Annotated in this window: 12 protein-coding genes; 5 read left to right on the forward strand and 7 right to left on the reverse strand. The window is 68.0% G+C overall.

All coding sequences use genetic code 11. The annotated features are described in order from the left end of the window. From eno to edd, 6 genes are read right to left on the reverse strand one after another with little or no spacing between them, the layout of a single operon-like run. Positions 1–1,287 (reverse strand): phosphopyruvate hydratase, encoded by a 1,287-nt coding sequence (gene eno / locus AC3QL2_RS22835; RefSeq protein WP_493232610.1) that lies wholly within the window; start codon positions 1,285–1,287, stop codon positions 1–3. 19 nt (positions 1,288–1,306) lie between these two features. Next, positions 1,307–2,956, reverse strand: a complete 1,650-nt coding sequence (locus AC3QL2_RS22840; protein ID WP_493232611.1) for an NADP-dependent glyceraldehyde-3-phosphate dehydrogenase — start codon at positions 2,954–2,956, stop codon at positions 1,307–1,309. Positions 2,957–2,983: 27 nt separating this feature from the next. Then, positions 2,984–4,435, reverse strand: coding sequence for a pyruvate kinase (gene pyk / locus AC3QL2_RS22845; protein ID WP_493232612.1), 1,452 nt, complete (start codon positions 4,433–4,435; stop codon positions 2,984–2,986). A gap of 36 nt (positions 4,436–4,471) precedes the next feature. Further along, a complete protein-coding gene (locus tag AC3QL2_RS22850; protein WP_493232613.1) occupies positions 4,472–5,476 on the reverse strand; it encodes an aldose 1-epimerase in 1,005 nt (334 codons plus the stop codon). Positions 5,477–5,486: 10 nt separating this feature from the next. Beyond that, positions 5,487–6,125, reverse strand: coding sequence for a bifunctional 4-hydroxy-2-oxoglutarate aldolase/2-dehydro-3-deoxy-phosphogluconate aldolase (gene eda / locus AC3QL2_RS22855; protein ID WP_493232614.1), 639 nt, complete (start codon positions 6,123–6,125; stop codon positions 5,487–5,489). Between the two features lie 24 nt (positions 6,126–6,149). Then, a complete protein-coding gene (gene edd, locus AC3QL2_RS22860) occupies positions 6,150–7,985 on the reverse strand; it encodes a phosphogluconate dehydratase (RefSeq protein WP_493232615.1) in 1,836 nt (611 codons plus the stop codon). Between the two features lie 284 nt (positions 7,986–8,269). Between edd and pgl the strand changes: the two genes are divergently transcribed. The 5 genes from pgl to AC3QL2_RS22885 all read left to right on the forward strand — a co-directional run bounded on the left by pgl (position 8,270) and on the right by AC3QL2_RS22885 (position 13,633). Further along, a complete protein-coding gene (gene pgl, locus AC3QL2_RS22865) occupies positions 8,270–9,001 on the forward strand; it encodes a 6-phosphogluconolactonase (protein WP_493232616.1) in 732 nt (243 codons plus the stop codon). A gap of 30 nt (positions 9,002–9,031) precedes the next feature. Next, on the forward strand, positions 9,032–9,931 hold the full coding sequence (gene hexR, locus AC3QL2_RS22870) for a transcriptional regulator HexR (RefSeq protein WP_493232617.1): 900 nt from the start codon (positions 9,032–9,034) through the stop codon (positions 9,929–9,931). Positions 9,932–9,938: 7 nt separating this feature from the next. Further along, a complete protein-coding gene (gene pgi, locus AC3QL2_RS22875) occupies positions 9,939–11,582 on the forward strand; it encodes a glucose-6-phosphate isomerase (protein ID WP_493232618.1) in 1,644 nt (547 codons plus the stop codon). A gap of 157 nt (positions 11,583–11,739) precedes the next feature. Continuing rightward, the gene (locus AC3QL2_RS22880) at positions 11,740–12,216 is read left to right on the forward strand and encodes a hypothetical protein (protein WP_493232619.1); all 477 of its coding nucleotides are present in this window, start codon (positions 11,740–11,742) and stop codon (positions 12,214–12,216) included. A 79-nt stretch (positions 12,217–12,295) separates the two neighbouring features. Then, complete coding sequence (locus AC3QL2_RS22885) at positions 12,296–13,633, forward strand: GAF domain-containing protein (RefSeq protein ID WP_493232621.1); 1,338 nt, start codon at positions 12,296–12,298, stop codon at positions 13,631–13,633. 6 nt (positions 13,634–13,639) lie between these two features. Here the strand turns inward: AC3QL2_RS22885 and AC3QL2_RS22890 are convergent, their stop codons facing one another. Then, positions 13,640–15,256, reverse strand: coding sequence for a methyl-accepting chemotaxis protein (locus tag AC3QL2_RS22890; RefSeq protein ID WP_493232622.1), 1,617 nt, complete (start codon positions 15,254–15,256; stop codon positions 13,640–13,642). Between the last annotated feature and the right edge of the window lie 330 nt (positions 15,257–15,586).

The following is a 15,586-nucleotide window of genomic DNA, read 5'->3' on the forward strand; positions in this document are numbered from 1 at the left end:
TCAGTGGTCGGCGAGGGGAAAGGCGTCGCGGCCGGGGTAGCGGGCGGCGGCGCCGAGTTGCTGTTCAATGCGCAGCAGCTGGTTGTACTTCTCCACGCGGTCGGAGCGGCTCATGGAGCCGGTCTTGATCTGCCCGGTGGACAGGCCCACCGCCAGGTCGGCGATGGTGGTGTCGCCGGTCTCGCCGGAGCGGTGGGAGGCGATGGAGGTGTAGCCGTGGCGGCGGGCGAGGTCGATGGCGGCGATGGTCTCGGTGAGAGTGCCGATCTGGTTCACCTTGATCAGGATGGAGTTGGCGATGCCCTTGCGGATGCCTTCGCGCAGGATGTTGGTGTTGGTGACGAAAAGGTCGTCGCCCACCAGCTGCACCTTGTCGCCAAGGGCGCGGGTGAGGCTGGCCCAGCCGTCCCAGTCGTTCTCGGCCATGCCGTCCTCGATGGTGATGATCGGGTACTTGGCGCACCAGCCGGCGAGCATGTCCACCAGCTCGTCCGAGCTCAGGCTGCGGCCTTCGCCGGCCAGCTGGTAGCGGCCGTCCCGGTAGAACTCGGAGGCGGCGCAGTCGAGGCCGAGGTGGATGTCCTTGCCGGCGACGAAGCCGGCCTTGTCGATGGCTTCGAGGATCAGCTCCAGCGCGGCCTCGTTGCTGGCCACAGACGGGGCGAACCCCCCTTCGTCGCCGACGGCGGTGCTCATGCCGCGCTCGCCGATCACCCGCTTGAGGCTGTGGAAGACCTCGGCGCCGTAGCGCACCGCTTCCGAGAACGTCGGCGCGCCGGTGGGGACGATCATGAACTCCTGCAGGTCCAGGCTGTTGTTGGCGTGGGCGCCGCCGTTGATGACGTTGATCATCGGCACCGGCAGCAGCATGGGGCCGGCCCCGCCCAGGTAGCGGTAGAGGGGCAGGCCGGTGGCGGCCGCCGCCGCGTGGGCGGTGGCCATCGACGCGGCGAGCAGGGCGTTGGCGCCCAGGCGCGACTTGTTGTCAGTGCCGTCGAGGGCGATCAGGGTCTGGTCGATGCGTACCTGTTCGCTGGCCGGCAGGCCCACCAGCGCGCGGCGGATCTCGCCGTCCAGGTGAGCGACGGCCTGGCGGGTGCCCTTGCCGCCGTAGCGGGCCGGGTCCTTGTCGCGCAGTTCGATGGCCTCGCGGCTGCCGGTGGAGGCGCCGGAGGGCACCGCCGCGCGGCCGACCGCGCCGCAGTCGAGGATCACGTCGCATTCGACGGTGGGGTTGCCGCGGGAGTCGATGATTTCGCGGCCGATGAGGTCGATGATCTTGCTCACGGTGATGGGCTCCTGCGGCTCAGAGGATGAAGTGGGTGTTGAGGAAATTGGACTTGTGGCCGAGCACGATGGCGTCCAGCAGCGTCTTGGTGGCCTCGGTCTGCTTGGCGGCGACCATGGTGCGGATGGAGAAGGCGCGCAGCGCGTCGTGCACCGACAGGGTGCCCTCGGCGGAGTCCTTGCGGCCGGTGAAGGGGAAGATGTCCGGGCTGCGCTGGCACTGGCAGTTGATGTTGACGCGGCACACCTGGTTCACCAGGGGGTCGACGAGGCTGGCGATCTGGTCCGGGTCGGTGCCGAAGATGGACACCTGCTGGCCGTGGTCGGAGCTGATCACGTATTCCAGGGCAGTCTCGATGTCCTCGAAGGGGGCCACCGGGATCAGCGGGCCGAACTGCTCCTCGCGGTAGAGCTTCATGCCTTCCTTCACCGGGTACACCACGGCCGGGTAGAACAGGGTCTCCACCGAGGTGCCGCCGCCTTCATTGAGCACGCGGGCGCCCTGGCCGACGGCGTCGGCGATGCAGTCGTTCATGTAGGCGACCTTGTTCATCTCGGGCAGCGGGGTGAGGGTGACGCCCTTTTCCCACGGCATGCCGATCTTGAGCTTGCCGATCTCCTCGCAGAAGCGGCGCAGGAAGCGCTCGGCGATGGCCTGGTGCACCAGGATCATCTTGATCGCGGTGCAGCGCTGGCCGTTGAAGGACAGGGTGCCGGCGATGCATTCCTTGACGGTCAGCTCCACGTCGGCGTCGGGCAGGATGATGGCCGCGTTCTTGGCCTCCAGGCCCAGCACGGCGCGCAGGCGGTTGGACTTCGGGTGGGCTTTCTTGAGCTGGTCGGCGACCTTGCTGGTGCCGATGAGGGCCAGCACGTTGACCTTGCCGGAGGCCATCACGTGCGGCACGACCACGTTGCCCTGGCCGTACACGATGTTGATGACGCCGCGCGGGAAGGCGCTGCGGAAGGCCTCCAGCATCGGGTAGTAGAGCAGCACGCCGAAACGCGGCGGCTTGAAGACCACCACATTACCCATGATCAGCGCCGGGATCAGGGTGGTGAAGGTCTCGTTCATCGGGTAGTTGTAGGGGCCCATGCACAGCACGATGCCCAGCGGCGAGCGGCGGATCTGGGCGATGGTGCCGTCCACGATCTGGAAGCGTGAGTTGCCGTTGTCTAGCTGCTTGAGCTCGGCAATGGTGGCCTTGATGTAGTCGATGGTGCGGTCGAACTCCTTCTCGGAATCGGCCAGGCTCTTGCCGATCTCCCACATGATCAGGTTAACGATCTCGCGGCGGCGGGCGATGATCTGGTTGGTGAAGTTCTGCACGCAGGCGATGCGCTCGGCCACCGACATGGTCGGCCACTGGCCGCGGCCGTGGTCATAGGCGCGCTCGGCGGCGGCCAGCGCGGCATCGGCCTCGGCGGTGCCGGTCATCGGGTAGCTGCCCAGCTCCACGTGGGTCAGGCTGCCGTCGGCGCCGCGCACGCACATGGGGGAATGCACCGGGCGGGTTTCGCCCTTCCACACGTGCATTTCGCCGTCGAGCAGGATGCTGCGCTGGTGCAGCGGGGAGAGGATGCGGCAGTCCTCGGCGATCTGGTGTTCCTCGGGGAAGAGGGCGAGCAGGCTTTCCTTGAGATTGCCGCGGGCGTCGGTGTGGGTCATGGTCGTGTCCTTTGGTGGGCTGTCGTCTTATAGGGATTGGGTTTGCGGGGCGCTGCCGGGCAGCACCACGCGCAGCAGGTTGGTGCTGCCGGGGGTGCCGAAGGGCACGCCGGCGGCCAGCACAAAGGCGTCGCTGGGCTGGGTGAGGCCTTCGTCGCGGCAGGCTTCGGCTGCCTCGGCAAGCATGGCGGCGTCGTGGTCGGTGGTGGTCGGCGCGACACGGCGCGACAGGCGCGAGCGCACGCCCCACACCAGGGCCAGGCGGCGCGCGACGCGCTCGTCGGGCGTCAGCGAGAGGATCGGCGCACGCGGGCGCTGGTTGGCGAGGCGCAGGGTGGTGGCGCCGGAGGAGGTGTAAGCCACCGTCGCGCCCAGCGGCAGCACGCCGGCCACGGTGCGCATCGCGGCGCCGATGGCGTCGGTGCTGCTGTGCTCCAGGCGGCCATGCACGGCGTCCATCAGCTGGCGCTGCAGCGGGTCGGACTCGGTGCAGGCGATGATGCGGGTCATCATCTCGACGGCTTCCCGCGGGTATTTGCCGGAGGCGGACTCGGCGGACAGCATCACGCAGTCCACCCCGTCATACACGGCGGTGGCCACGTCAGAGGCTTCGGCGCGGGTCGGCGCGGGGGCCTCGATCATCGATTCGAGCATCTGCGTGGCGACCACCACCGGTTTGCCGGCTTCCCGGCAGCACCGCACGATGCGCTTCTGCAGGCCCGGCACTTCTTCGGGCGGCAGTTCGACGCCCAGGTCGCCGCGGGCCACCATCACGCCGTCGGCGGCGGCGATGATGGCGTCGAGATGGGCCAGCGCGGCGGGCTTCTCGATCTTGGCCATCAGCCAGGCGCGCTTGCCGATGATGGCGCGGGCTTCGAAGAGATCTTCGGGGCGCTGCACGAAGGACAGCGCCACCCAATCGACGCCCAGTTCGAGGCCGAAGGCCAGGTCGGTCTGGTCCTTGGCGGTCATCGCGGACAGGGGCAGCGCCACGGACGGCACGTTGACGCCCTTGCGGTCGGACAGCAGGCCGTCGGTGAGGGCTTCGGCGGTGACCACGTCGCCGGTTTTGTCGACGACGCGGAAGCGCATCTTGCCGTCGTCGATCAGCAGGGTGTCGCCGGGGCGCACGGCGGCGATGATCTCCGGGTGGGGGATGCACACGCGGTGGGCGTCGCCCGGCGTGATGTCCAGGTCGAAGCGGATGAGGTCGCCACGGGCCAGGCGCGGCTTGCCGCTGGCGAAGGTGCCGAGGCGCAGCTTGGGCCCCTGCAGATCCATCAGGATGCCGAGCGGGCGGCCGAGGGTGGCCTCGACGCGGCGGATGGCGGCGTGCACGGCGCGGTGGTTGTCGTGGCTGCCGTGGCTGAAGTTGAGGCGGAACACGTCGGTGCCGGCTTCGGCGAGGGCGCGGATGCTCGCCTCGTCGGCGCTGGCCGGACCGAGGGTGGCGATGATCTTGGTGTTGCGGTGGGGCACGCTTGTCTCCTGGTATTTATAGGTGTGGGTTGCGTCTCAGCCCTGCGCGAAGCGGGCGCCGCAGCGGAAGCGGTGGCTGCCGCCGGGCGGCAGGCGGATCGCGGCGGCGCAGTCGGGGCGGTTGAAGGCGTCGGTCATCGCCGAGACCGGCTCGATGGCCACCGCACGGCGGCCGTCACGGGCCAGCGTGTCGCCGGTGAACAGGTGCACCAGCCCGCCGTGCTGCCAGACTTCCAGCGCGCGCCGGTTGAGCGGGTCGCGCAGGCGCGTCAGCACGATGCCGTGGACGTCGGCGATGGGATCGGCGACGCAGCCGTCGATGACCGTGTGGCCGATGGCCCACGGCAGGCGGAAGTCGAGGGCCGGCAGCGCGTGCAAGGGCTGGTAGGCGGCGCCGTCGACGAGCGGGATCAGTTCGGCGTCGGTGGCGATGCCGTGGCGGGCCGGCAGGTGCAGCTTGAGGTGCTCGATGCCCTCGTCGCCGAGGCGGAAGTAGGGATGCCAGCCGCAGCTGTAGGGGGCTGCCACGTCGCCGACGTTGTGGGCTTCCAGCTCCAGCGCGATGCCCTGATCCGACAGGGAGAACAGGATGCGCAGGTCGAGGGCGAAGGGGTAGCCGGCAAACGCGCCGGGCCGGATGGCGGTGCAGGCGAACTCCACGCTGGCCGCTTCGTCGTCGGCCCAGGCCTCGGCGATGGGCAGCTCGAGGCTGCGCAGGAAGCCGTGGTAGATCAGCCGTTCGGCGTCCGGCACGCCCGGTTGCAGGTCGTGGAGGGCGCCGTCGAAGCGGTAGCGGGCATCCGCCACGCGGTTGCTGAAGGGGGCCATGATGCCGCTGCGTACGCCGGCCTGGCTGTGCAGCTCGGCGGCGCTGGCGTAGCCGTCGATCAGTTCGAGCGTGCCGTCCGCGGTGGCCTGCTGCCAGCTCAGCAGCGTAGCGCCGGTGGTGCACAGCACGGCGCGGGCGCCGCTGTGGCTGTCCTCCAGCGCCACCGTGGGCAGGCCGTCGAAGTGATCGTGGACGATGCGGTAGCGCGGCATGGGCGTGGGCTCAGGCGGCGTGGGCCGGACGGCGCAGCGCGGCGGCGTCGGCGGCGAGGCGGGTGATGGCGGCCCAGTCGCCGGCCTTGACCTTGTCGGCGGGCGTCAGCCAGGAGCCGCCGACGCAGGCCACGTTGGGCAGGGCCAGGAATTCCGGCGCGCTGGCCAGGTCGATGCCGCCGGTGGGGCAGAAGCGCAGCTGCGGGAAGGGGCCGCCGAGGGCCTTGAGCATGCCGACGCTGCCCGCTTGCTTGGCCGGGAACAGCTTGAGGGTGTCGAAGCCGGCGGCGAGCGCGTTGATGACGTCGGAGGGCGTCATCACGCCGGGCAGGAAGGGCAGGCCGCTGTCCCGCGCGGCGGCCAGCAGCTCGGCATTGGCGCCGGGGCTGACGCCGAAGCGGGCACCGGCGGCGCGGGCGGCTTCGAGATCGGCGGGGCTGACGATGGTGCCGACGCCGACCAGGGCTTCCGGCACCTCGGCGACGATGGCGCGGATGCTGTCCAGCGCGGCGGCGGTGCGCAGCGTGACTTCCAGCACCCGGATGCCGCCGGCGACGAGGGCGCGGGCGAGGGGCACGGCGGAGGCCAGTTCGTCGATGACGATGACCGGCATGACGGGGCTGGCGGCGAGGATTTCTCGGGTCTGCATGGTGGCTCTCTCTGCGGTGCCGGCTCAGGCGGCGGGGGTGGGGTAGGGGGCGAAGGTGATGCCGCCCTGTTCGGCGCCGGCGGCATGGGCCCGGGCATTCGCGAACAGGTCACGGCCGATGCCGTGCTGATGGGCAGACAGGTCGGCGATAGCCGCGTGGCGGGCATCCCATTCGACGGGGCTGACGAGGGCTTCCAGCACGCCGGTTTCGGCGTCGAGGCGGATCAGGTCGCCGTCACGCACGTGGGCCAGGGGGCCGCCGGCCACGCATTCCGGCGTGACGTGGATGGCCGCCGGCACCTTGCCGGACGCGCCGGACATGCGGCCGTCGGTGACCAACGCCACCTTGAAGCCTTCGTCCTGCAGCACGCCGAGGGCCGGCGTGAGCTTGTGCAGCTCGGGCATGCCGTTGGCCTGGGGTCCCTGGAAGCGCACCACGGCGACGAAGTCCCGGTGCAGTTCGCCGCGCGAGAAGGCGGCGAGCATGTCGTCCTGGCTGTCGAAGATGATGGCCGGGGCCTCGACGATGCGGTTGGCGGACTTGACGGCCGACACCTTGATGACCGCACGGCCCAGGTTGCCGGTGAGGAGCTTGAGGCCGCCGTCGGCGCTGAAGGGCTCGCTCCCGCTGCGCAGCACGTCGGTGTCGAGGCTGTGCGCCGGGGCGTCGCGCCATACCAGCGTGTCGCCGTCGAGGAAGGGCTCGCGGGTGTAGTGGCTCAGGCCCTGGCCGGCGACGGTCTTTACGTCTTCATGGAGCAGGCCGAGGCCGAGCAGCTCGCGGATCAGGAAACCCATGCCGCCGGCGGCGTGGAAGTGGTTCACGTCGGCGCTGCCGTTGGGGTAGATGCGCGCCAGCAGCGGCACCACGTCGGACAGGGCGTTGAAGTCGTCCCAGTCGATGAGGATGCCGGCCGCCCAGGCCATGGCCACCAGGTGGATGGTGTGGTTGGTGGAGCCGCCGGTGGCGAGCAGGCCGACGATGGCGTTGGCGATGGCCTTTTCGTCGACGACCTCGGCCATCGGCGTGTACTCGGGGCCGGCGGCGGTGATGCGGGCGGTGCGCTCGGCGGCGGCGCGGGTCAGTGCGTCGCGCAGCGGCGTGTTGGGGGTGACGAAGGCGGCGCCGGGCAGGTGCAGGCCGAGCACCTCCATCAGCATCTGGTTGCTGTTGGCGGTGCCGTAGAAGGTGCAGGTGCCGGGGCCGTGATAGGCCTTCATCTCGGCTTCCAGCAGCGCTTCGCGGTCGAGTTTGCCCTGGGCGTGGAGCTGGCGGATCTTGGCCTTCTCGTCGTTGGACAGGCCGCTGGTCATCGGCCCGGCGGGCACGAAGACGGCCGGCAGGTGGCCGAACTGCAGCGCGCCGATGACCAGGCCCGGCACGATCTTGTCGCACACGCCCAGGTACAGGCCGCCGTCGAAGACGTTGTGGGACAAGGCCACGGCCGTGGCCATGGCGATCACGTCACGGGAGAACAGGGACAGCTCCATGCCCGGCTGGCCCTGGGTGACGCCGTCGCACATGGCCGGCACACCGCCGGCGAACTGGGCCACCGCGCCAGCGGCACGGGCCGCTTCCTTGATCAGCGCCGGAAAGCGCTCCAGCGGCTGGTGGGCGGACAGCATGTCGTTATAGGCGGAGACGATTGCCAGGTTGGGCTGGCGGATCTCGCGCAGCGCCAGCTTGTCGTTGCCGGGCGCGGCGGCAAAAGCGTGGGCGAGGTTGGTACATGAGGCGTGGCCGCGCACGGTGCCGGACTGGCGGGCATTGCGGGTGCGTTCCAGGTAGGCCTGGCGGGTGGTGGCGCTGCGCTGGCGGATGCGCTCGGTGACGCGGGCGAGGACGGGATGGATGTTCATCATGTCTCCTTGGCCTGTTGGGGCCTGTTCTGTGTAGTTTGTTGAAATAAATGTAGCATTACTCCAAAAAGAAATACAAGAAAGGTTTTGAAATTTTTGTTTGTCTACATCGGATGTGTCGCTGCTGATATCTATAAAACACAATAAAAACAGCGATATTTAAAGAGGTGGTGATTTTCTGGTGTGTAGTTTTTCATGTTGACTTTCTACAAAGCTACCGTTTTAATGTATGTAACAAAAGTACATTTATAGACGTAATTCGCTTCCTCCGGGGTACGCATGCAATGAACGAGACGATTTCACCGCTGGCGCTGCCAGGCTTTGTCCGCCAGCGCCTGTTCGATGCCGACGCGGCGATGGCCCACGCGCTGGCCGCAGCCGTGGCCGATGCGCTGCGCAGCGGGCTGGCCGGGCGCGGATGCGCGTCGCTGGCGGTGTCCGGCGGGCGCAGCCCCATCCCTTTTCTCGAAGCCCTGTCGGCGGAGACGCTGGACTGGTCGCGAGTGACGGTAACGCTGGTGGACGAGCGCTGGGTGGCGCCGGACAGCGCGGACAGCAACGAGGCGCTGGTGCGCCGCCATCTGTTGCAGGGCCACGCGGCGGCGGCGCGCTTCGTACCGCTGAAAACGCCGGCCGGATCGCCGGAAGTGGGTGTCGCCGCAGCGCTGGCCCTGCGTGCGGAATTGCCGCAGCCCTTCGATGCGGTGGTGCTGGGGATGGGCGAGGACGGCCACACCGCCAGCCTGTTCCCGGACGCGGCCGGCCTGGCCGCCGCGCTCGATATGGCGGGCGAGGCCGAGCTGGCCTGCATCCATCCGCCGCTGGCGCCCCACGCGCGCATCACGCTGACGCTGGCCGGGCTGCTGGCGACGCAGCGCCTGTTCGTGCAGGCTGGCGGTGCGAAGAAGCGTGAAGTGCTGGAGCGCGCGGCGATACAGGGCGATCCGCTGCTGCTTCCTATCGCCGCGGTGCTGCAGCAGCGCAAGGTGGTGCCGGAGCTGTTCTTCTGCGCCTGAACCGAAAGTGACGACACGGTGAAACCAATCATGGACTCCCCCGAAAACGACCGCAGCGAACCCGCTGCCGAGCCGGCCGGCGGCGCCTCGCTGCTGACGCGCATCGGCACCATGAAGGGCGAGCTGCGCAAGTCCGAGAGCGCGGTGGCCGACTTCGTGCTGGAGCAGCCCAGCGAGGTGCTCAACATCTCCATTGCCGAGCTGGCCTACCGGGTCGGCGTCAGCCAGCCGACGGTGGCGCGCTTCGCCAATGCGCTGGGCTTCTCCGGCTTCAAGGAGTTCAAGCTGCGCCTGGCCCAGAGCATGGCCAGCGGCACGCCCTTCGTGCACCGCGACGTGGGGCCGGAGGACAGCCTCAACCAGGCGGTGCTCAAGGTCTTCGACCGCAGCATCGGCGCTTTGCTCAACGTGCGTAACCACCTGGACCCGGCGCGCGTGGCGCGAGCCGTGGACATCCTCGCCGAGGCGCGGCGCATCGAGTTCTACGGCATCGGCAACTCGGGCATCGTGGCCCAGGACGCGCAGCACAAGTTCTTCCGCTACGGCACGCCCAGCGTGGCCTATGGCGACCCGCACATCCAGGGCATGGCAGCCACGTTGCTGCGGGCCGGCGACGCGGTGGTGGCGATCTCCGCCAGCGGGCGCACGACGGATCTGGTCCGCAGCGTGGAGCTGGCCCGCGATGCCGGCGCCGAGGTGGTGGCGATCACCGCCAGCGGGTCGCCGCTGGCCCGCGCCGCCAGTGTGACGCTGGCGGCCGACGTGCCGGAAGACCCGGACGTCTATTCGCCGATGACTTCGCGCATCGCCCACCTGGCGATCATCGACGTGCTCGCCGTCGGCGTGGCCCTGGTGGCCGGGCCGGAACTGGTGAAGCGCCTGGAAAGAACCAAGCAGACCCTTCGCGACAAACGCATCCGAGGATATTGAGGCCGACATGAACACGCTGACCACCAGTCAGGAATGGCTTGCCTTGCAGGCCCACCGGGAAGAACTCCAGACCGCCCACCTGCGCCGCCTGTTCGCCGACGATCCGGCGCGGGCCGCGCGCTTCTCCATCGAGGCCGCCGGGGTGTTCCTCGACTATTCGAAGAACCGCATCACCACCGCCACGATGGACGCGCTGATGGCCCTGGCCCGCACGCGGGGGCTGGAGGAGGCGCGCGACGAGATGTTCTCCGGCGCGCCGGTGAACATCACCGAGCATCGCGCGGTGCTGCACCGGGCGCTGCGCGCGCGCAGCGACGAGACCATCCTGGTCGGCGGCGAGAACGTGGTGCCGGGGGTGCGCAACGTGCTCGACCAGATGCGCCGCTTCACCGACCGGGTGCGCGGCGGCAGCTGGAAGGGCTACCGCGGCCAGCCGATCACCGACATCGTGAACATCGGCATCGGCGGCTCCGACCTCGGTCCGCAGATGGTCTGCGAGGCCCTGCGGCCGATCGGCCACCAGCGCCTGTCGATGCATTTCGTCTCGAACGTGGATGGTGCGCCGCTGGCCGACGTGCTGAACCGCGTCAATCCGGAGACGACGCTGTTCGTCGTGGTGTCCAAGACCTTCACGACCCAGGAGACCCTGCGCAACGCGACCAGCGCGCGGAGCTGGTTCCTGGAGAACGGCGGGGAGCAGGAGGACATCGCGCGGCACTTCGTGGCGGTGTCCACCGACGCCCGCCGGGTCGCCGAGTTCGGCATCGACCCCGAGCACATGTTCGGCTTCTGGGACTGGGTCGGCGGGCGCTATTCCCTGTGGTCGGCGGTGGGCCTGTCCATCGCGCTGTACATCGGCATGCCGGCCTTCGCCGCGCTGCTGGACGGCGCGCGGGAGATGGACGAGCACTTCGCGTCTGCTCCGCTGGAGCGCAGCATGCCGGTGATCCTCGGCATGCTGGGGGTGTGGTACCGGCAGTTCTTCAACGCCGGCAGCCACTGTATCGCGCCGTATGCGCACCGGCTCAACCGTTTTCCGGCCTACCTGCAGCAGCTGGATATGGAGAGCAACGGCAAGTCGGTAACCCGCGACGGCCGGCCAGTGTCCGGCGCCACCGGCCCGGTGATCTGGGGTGAGGTGGGCACCAACGGCCAGCACGCCTTCTTCCAGCTGCTGCACCAGGGAACGGACGTGGTGCCGGTGGATTTCATCGCACCATTGAAGGCCGACCACGCCCTCGACGATCACCAGCTGCTGCTGCTCGCCAACTGCCTGGCCCAAAGCGAGGCGCTGATGCGCGGCAAGACCGCCGACGAGGTGCGCGCCGAACTCACCGCGGCCGGCATGGCCGGCGACGAGCTGGAGGAACTGGTGCCCCACAAGGTCTTCCCGGGCAACCGGCCGAGCAACACGCTGCTGCTGCCCGACCTGTCGCCGCACTCCCTCGGTGCGTTGATCGCCCTCTATGAGCACAAGGTTTTCGTGCAGGGCATCATCTGGAACATCAACTCCTTCGACCAGTGGGGCGTGGAGCTGGGCAAGCGGCTGGCGGTGGACATCGTCGCCGAGCTGCGCGGTGATGGCATCGGCACCCATGATGCATCCACGCGGGAGCTGATCGGGCGGGTGAGGGCGTCGCTGAAGGCGTGAGGGCCGGGCCTGCGGCGGCGCGCATGACGTTCGCGCGCCGCATGCTTGCGGCGGATCGCTCTGCGACACGCTCCTCACCCGTGCTGGTATTCCTTCATGTCATTTTGGGTAATGCCTGCCTATAGTGGCGGTGACATTTATTCCTCCACGATGACCGATGCTCGACAGTGATACCCAGGCTTTCCTGCAGACCGGCGTCAGCATCAGCCTGGCCGCATGCAATGTGGCCAGGCTGGCCTGCATGAGTCGCGGCATGGGCTGCAAGGTACTCGATGGGGGGCGCAGGATGGCGGTCTTCGTCAAACGCTCCCAGTCCCTGGAGCTGCTCGACAACGTTGCCGCCACCGGCAAGGTGGCCTGCGTGTTCAGCCTGCCGAGCAGCAACCGTACTTTCCAGCTGAAGGGCGACGACGCTGTCGCGCTGCCTTTCGACCCGGCCGACATGGCGGTCGTGAATCGCCACATCGATGAGTTCGTGCTGGAGGTCGTTCCCCTCGGCATGGCCGAGCAGGTGGTGCGCACGGTGTTTTCCTGCGCGGCGGACGACCTGGTGACGGTGGTCTATTCGCCGTCCGCGGTGTTCTCCCAGACGCCCGGCCCGAAGGCCGGCGAGCCGGTAGGGAGGGCGTCATGAGCGCCGACGCCCGGCCGCCCGAAGGGGGCGCTCACCCTCCCGCGGGGAGGCGGTCATGCAGTGACCGGTGGGTGGTCCTATGAACGTGCGCCTGGAAACCATCCGCGAGTGTCTGGAGGGCATCATCCCCGGCCACATCGGCACCTGCGACGCGGAGGGCATGCCGAACCTGGCCTACCTGTCCCAGGTGGAGTTCATCGACAACGAGCATGTCGCGCTGTCCTACCAGTTCTTCAACCGCACGCGGCAGAACGTGCTGGCCGGCTCGCCGGTGCGCCTGCTGCTGACCAGCCATCTCACCGGCGCCCAGTACCGGGCCGAGCTGCAGTTCCTGCGTACCGAAACCGCCGGGCCGCTGTTCGAGCAGATGAAGGCCAAGCTGGCCGGCATCGCTGCCCACACGGGCATGAGTGGGGTGTTCAAGCTGCTCGGTTCGGACATCTACCGGGTGCTGTCCATTGATCAGGTCGTCGGCCCGACGGTGGCGCCACCGCCGCCGCCGGTCAATTACCTCACAGCGCTGCGCCGGGCCGCCCAGAAGCTGGCCGGCTGCGCCAACCTGCAATGCCTGCTGGAGACCGCCCTCGACAGCCTGCAGTCGGAGTTTGGCATCGGCCATGTGATGTTGCTGATGCATGACGAAGGGCGCGGGCGCCTGTACACCCTGGCCAGCCGCGGCTACCCGGAGTCCGGCGTGGGTTCGGAGATTCCGATGGGCGTCGGGCTGATCGGCATCAGCGCGCGGGAGCGCTCGCCGATCCGCATCGGCTTCATGACCAGCGAGTACACCTATGGGCGCACGGTGCGCGACAGCATCGCCGCGGAAGGCCACGCGGACACGCTGGAGACGGCGATCCCGCTGCCGGGACTGCCGGAGGCGCGCAGCCAGATGGCGGTGCCGATCCTGGCCTGCGACCGGGTGCTGGGCGTGCTGTACGTGGAGAGCGTGGCCGACCTGCATTTCGGCTACGACGACGAGGACGCGCTGGTGGCCTTCGCCGCTCAGCTGGGGCAGGCGATCCTGCATCACCAGCAGGCGGACGAGGCGGAGGAGGAGGTGCAGGCGTCCAATGCCGCGCCGCCGGTCCCGGCCGGCCCGCCGCTGCGGGTCCGCCACTACGCGGCCAACGACAGCGTGTTCCTGGGCGACGACTACCTCATCAAGGGCGTGGCGGGGGCCATCCTGTGGGCCTTGCTGCAGGATTTCGCCGAGCGCGGCCGCACCGAGTTCACCAACAAGGGGCTGCGGGTGGACCCGCGCATCCGTCTGCCTGGTGTAAGCGACAACCTCGAGGCGCGCCTGGTGCTGCTGCAGCGTCGCCTGGACGAGCGGAGCGCCGGCATCCACCTGGCCAAGAGCGGGCGCGGGCGCTATGCGCTGACCGTGGACCGGCCGCTGGAGCTTGTCGCGGACTGAGACGCGTCACACCCTGTACAACTGCAGCGTGGTGATCTGACGTTGGGCCTGCTCGTCGAGGCGGCGGGCGGTGGTGGACGACTGTTCAGCTGCGGCAGCGGCCTCTTCGGCCATCTGCGCGATGCGCTCGATCTGCACCGCGATATTGTTGCTGGCGGCACCTTGTTCGCGGATCGCATCGGAGATTTCCGACACCATCTGGGCGGTATTGCCGGCCGTCACGCCAATGTCCTTGATGGCCTTGTCCGTGTCGTCGGCGCGGTCGACGCTCAGGACAACAAGGCTTTCCGCCGACGCCATCTCGCGGGCCGCCTGCTCGGAGTAACGACGCATGGCCTCGATGGTGGAGGCGATCTCCTGAGTCGAGCTGGATGTACGCTCGGCCAGCTTGCGCACTTCATCGGCCACCACGGCGAAGCCACGCCCCTGCTCGCCAGCGCGGGCGGCCTCGATGGCGGCATTGAGGGCCAGCAGGTTGGTCTGGTCGGCGACCTCCTTGATTACTTGGACTACCGAGCCGACGCGTTCGCCCTGGGCACCCAGCGCTCGCAACGATTCTGCGGCGGCACTGACGGAGGACGAAATGCTGCGGATGTCGGTGATCGTCCGATCGACGGTCGTCGAACCACTGCGCGCCATGCCCCCGGAGTGGGCGGCCAGGGAATGGGCTTCGGTGGCACGGTCGCTCACATGATTGACGCTGACCGTCATTTGCTCGACGGTCGCGGCGATGGCCGAGGAGGCCTCGCTCTGTGCCCCCGCGGCATTCGAGACCTGGCCTGATGCATGGCTCATCTCGCGGCTGGCCTCGGCCACCGCGCGCGCGCCTTCGGTGAGGCTGCGGAAGTTGTCCTGCAGCTTGGACAGCAGCTGATTGAAGGCCGTCGCGGTTTCGCCGATCTCGTCCATGCGGAGGACCGGCGCGCGGACCGTGAAGTCCTGGCTGTCATTGACGTGGGTGAGTGTGTTGCGGATGCCGGCAAGGCTGGTACGCAATGAGTTGATCAGCAGGTAGGCCAGGAGACAGACCAGCAGGAAGGCGGCGACCAGGGTCCCGGTGGTGGTCCACAGAGCGGTGCTTGCTTCGGCGGTGTTGGTTTGATTCAGCTTGTTGGCCAGCTCGTAGTTGTATTCCACATGCCTGGCGATGGCGTCGCCCGCGGCGCCGGCTTTCTCGCGCATGGTCACGCGCAGGAAGGTGCGCAAGGTCTCCATGTCATGGGCGTCGAGCTTGCCGTAGTAGTCCTCGCGGGTCTTCCTGTATTCGGTGATGGCCTGCCTGACCTTGCCCAGTAATTGCCGGTCGGTGTCGTCGGAGATCAGTTCGTGCTCGTATTTATCGAGCGCGGCATCGAGCTTCTGATCGGCAAGCTGCACTTCCCGGGCGATTTCCTCCCGGTGGGCTGCGTCGACCGCCAGCGCCATCTGGTAGGTGCCGAGGCGGCTGGCGGTAAGCCGGCTGCGGGCTTCGAACAGGACCTGCAGGCTCGGGAAAGTGTTGATCTGTACGTAGTCGAAGCGCTCCTTGGCTTGGCGGAGCTGCCAGATCCCCAGGCTGCCAACGAGAATCAGCGCGAACAGGGCGGTGCCCAGGGTGATGATGAGGCGTTGCGTCAGTTTCATGTTGGCTCCTGAAGGGGGAGAGATTTGAAGATGTTGCTTTTTGATTTTATGGTTTCAGAAAAAATACTAATGTTAATTTTGTTGTGTTTGTTGAATTTGGCAAAAAATAAATTCGTCTGGCTGGTGGCAGTGGGGCTGCGCCAAGAGATTGAATTCTCGGATATGAGCGTCTTGTTGCTACGGCTGACCCGGCCCTCCCGCAGCGTCTGGAACTAAGCCCAGACTCGCCCGACGCCGACTTTCTTAAATATTCATTCAGCGTTTCTTAAAAGATTCATAAGCACCATTTACCCGATTTGCAAGGGATTCCTAGCGACCTAGACTGACTCC

This window comes from Zoogloea sp. GW822-FHT05C07, from assembly GCF_058800215.1.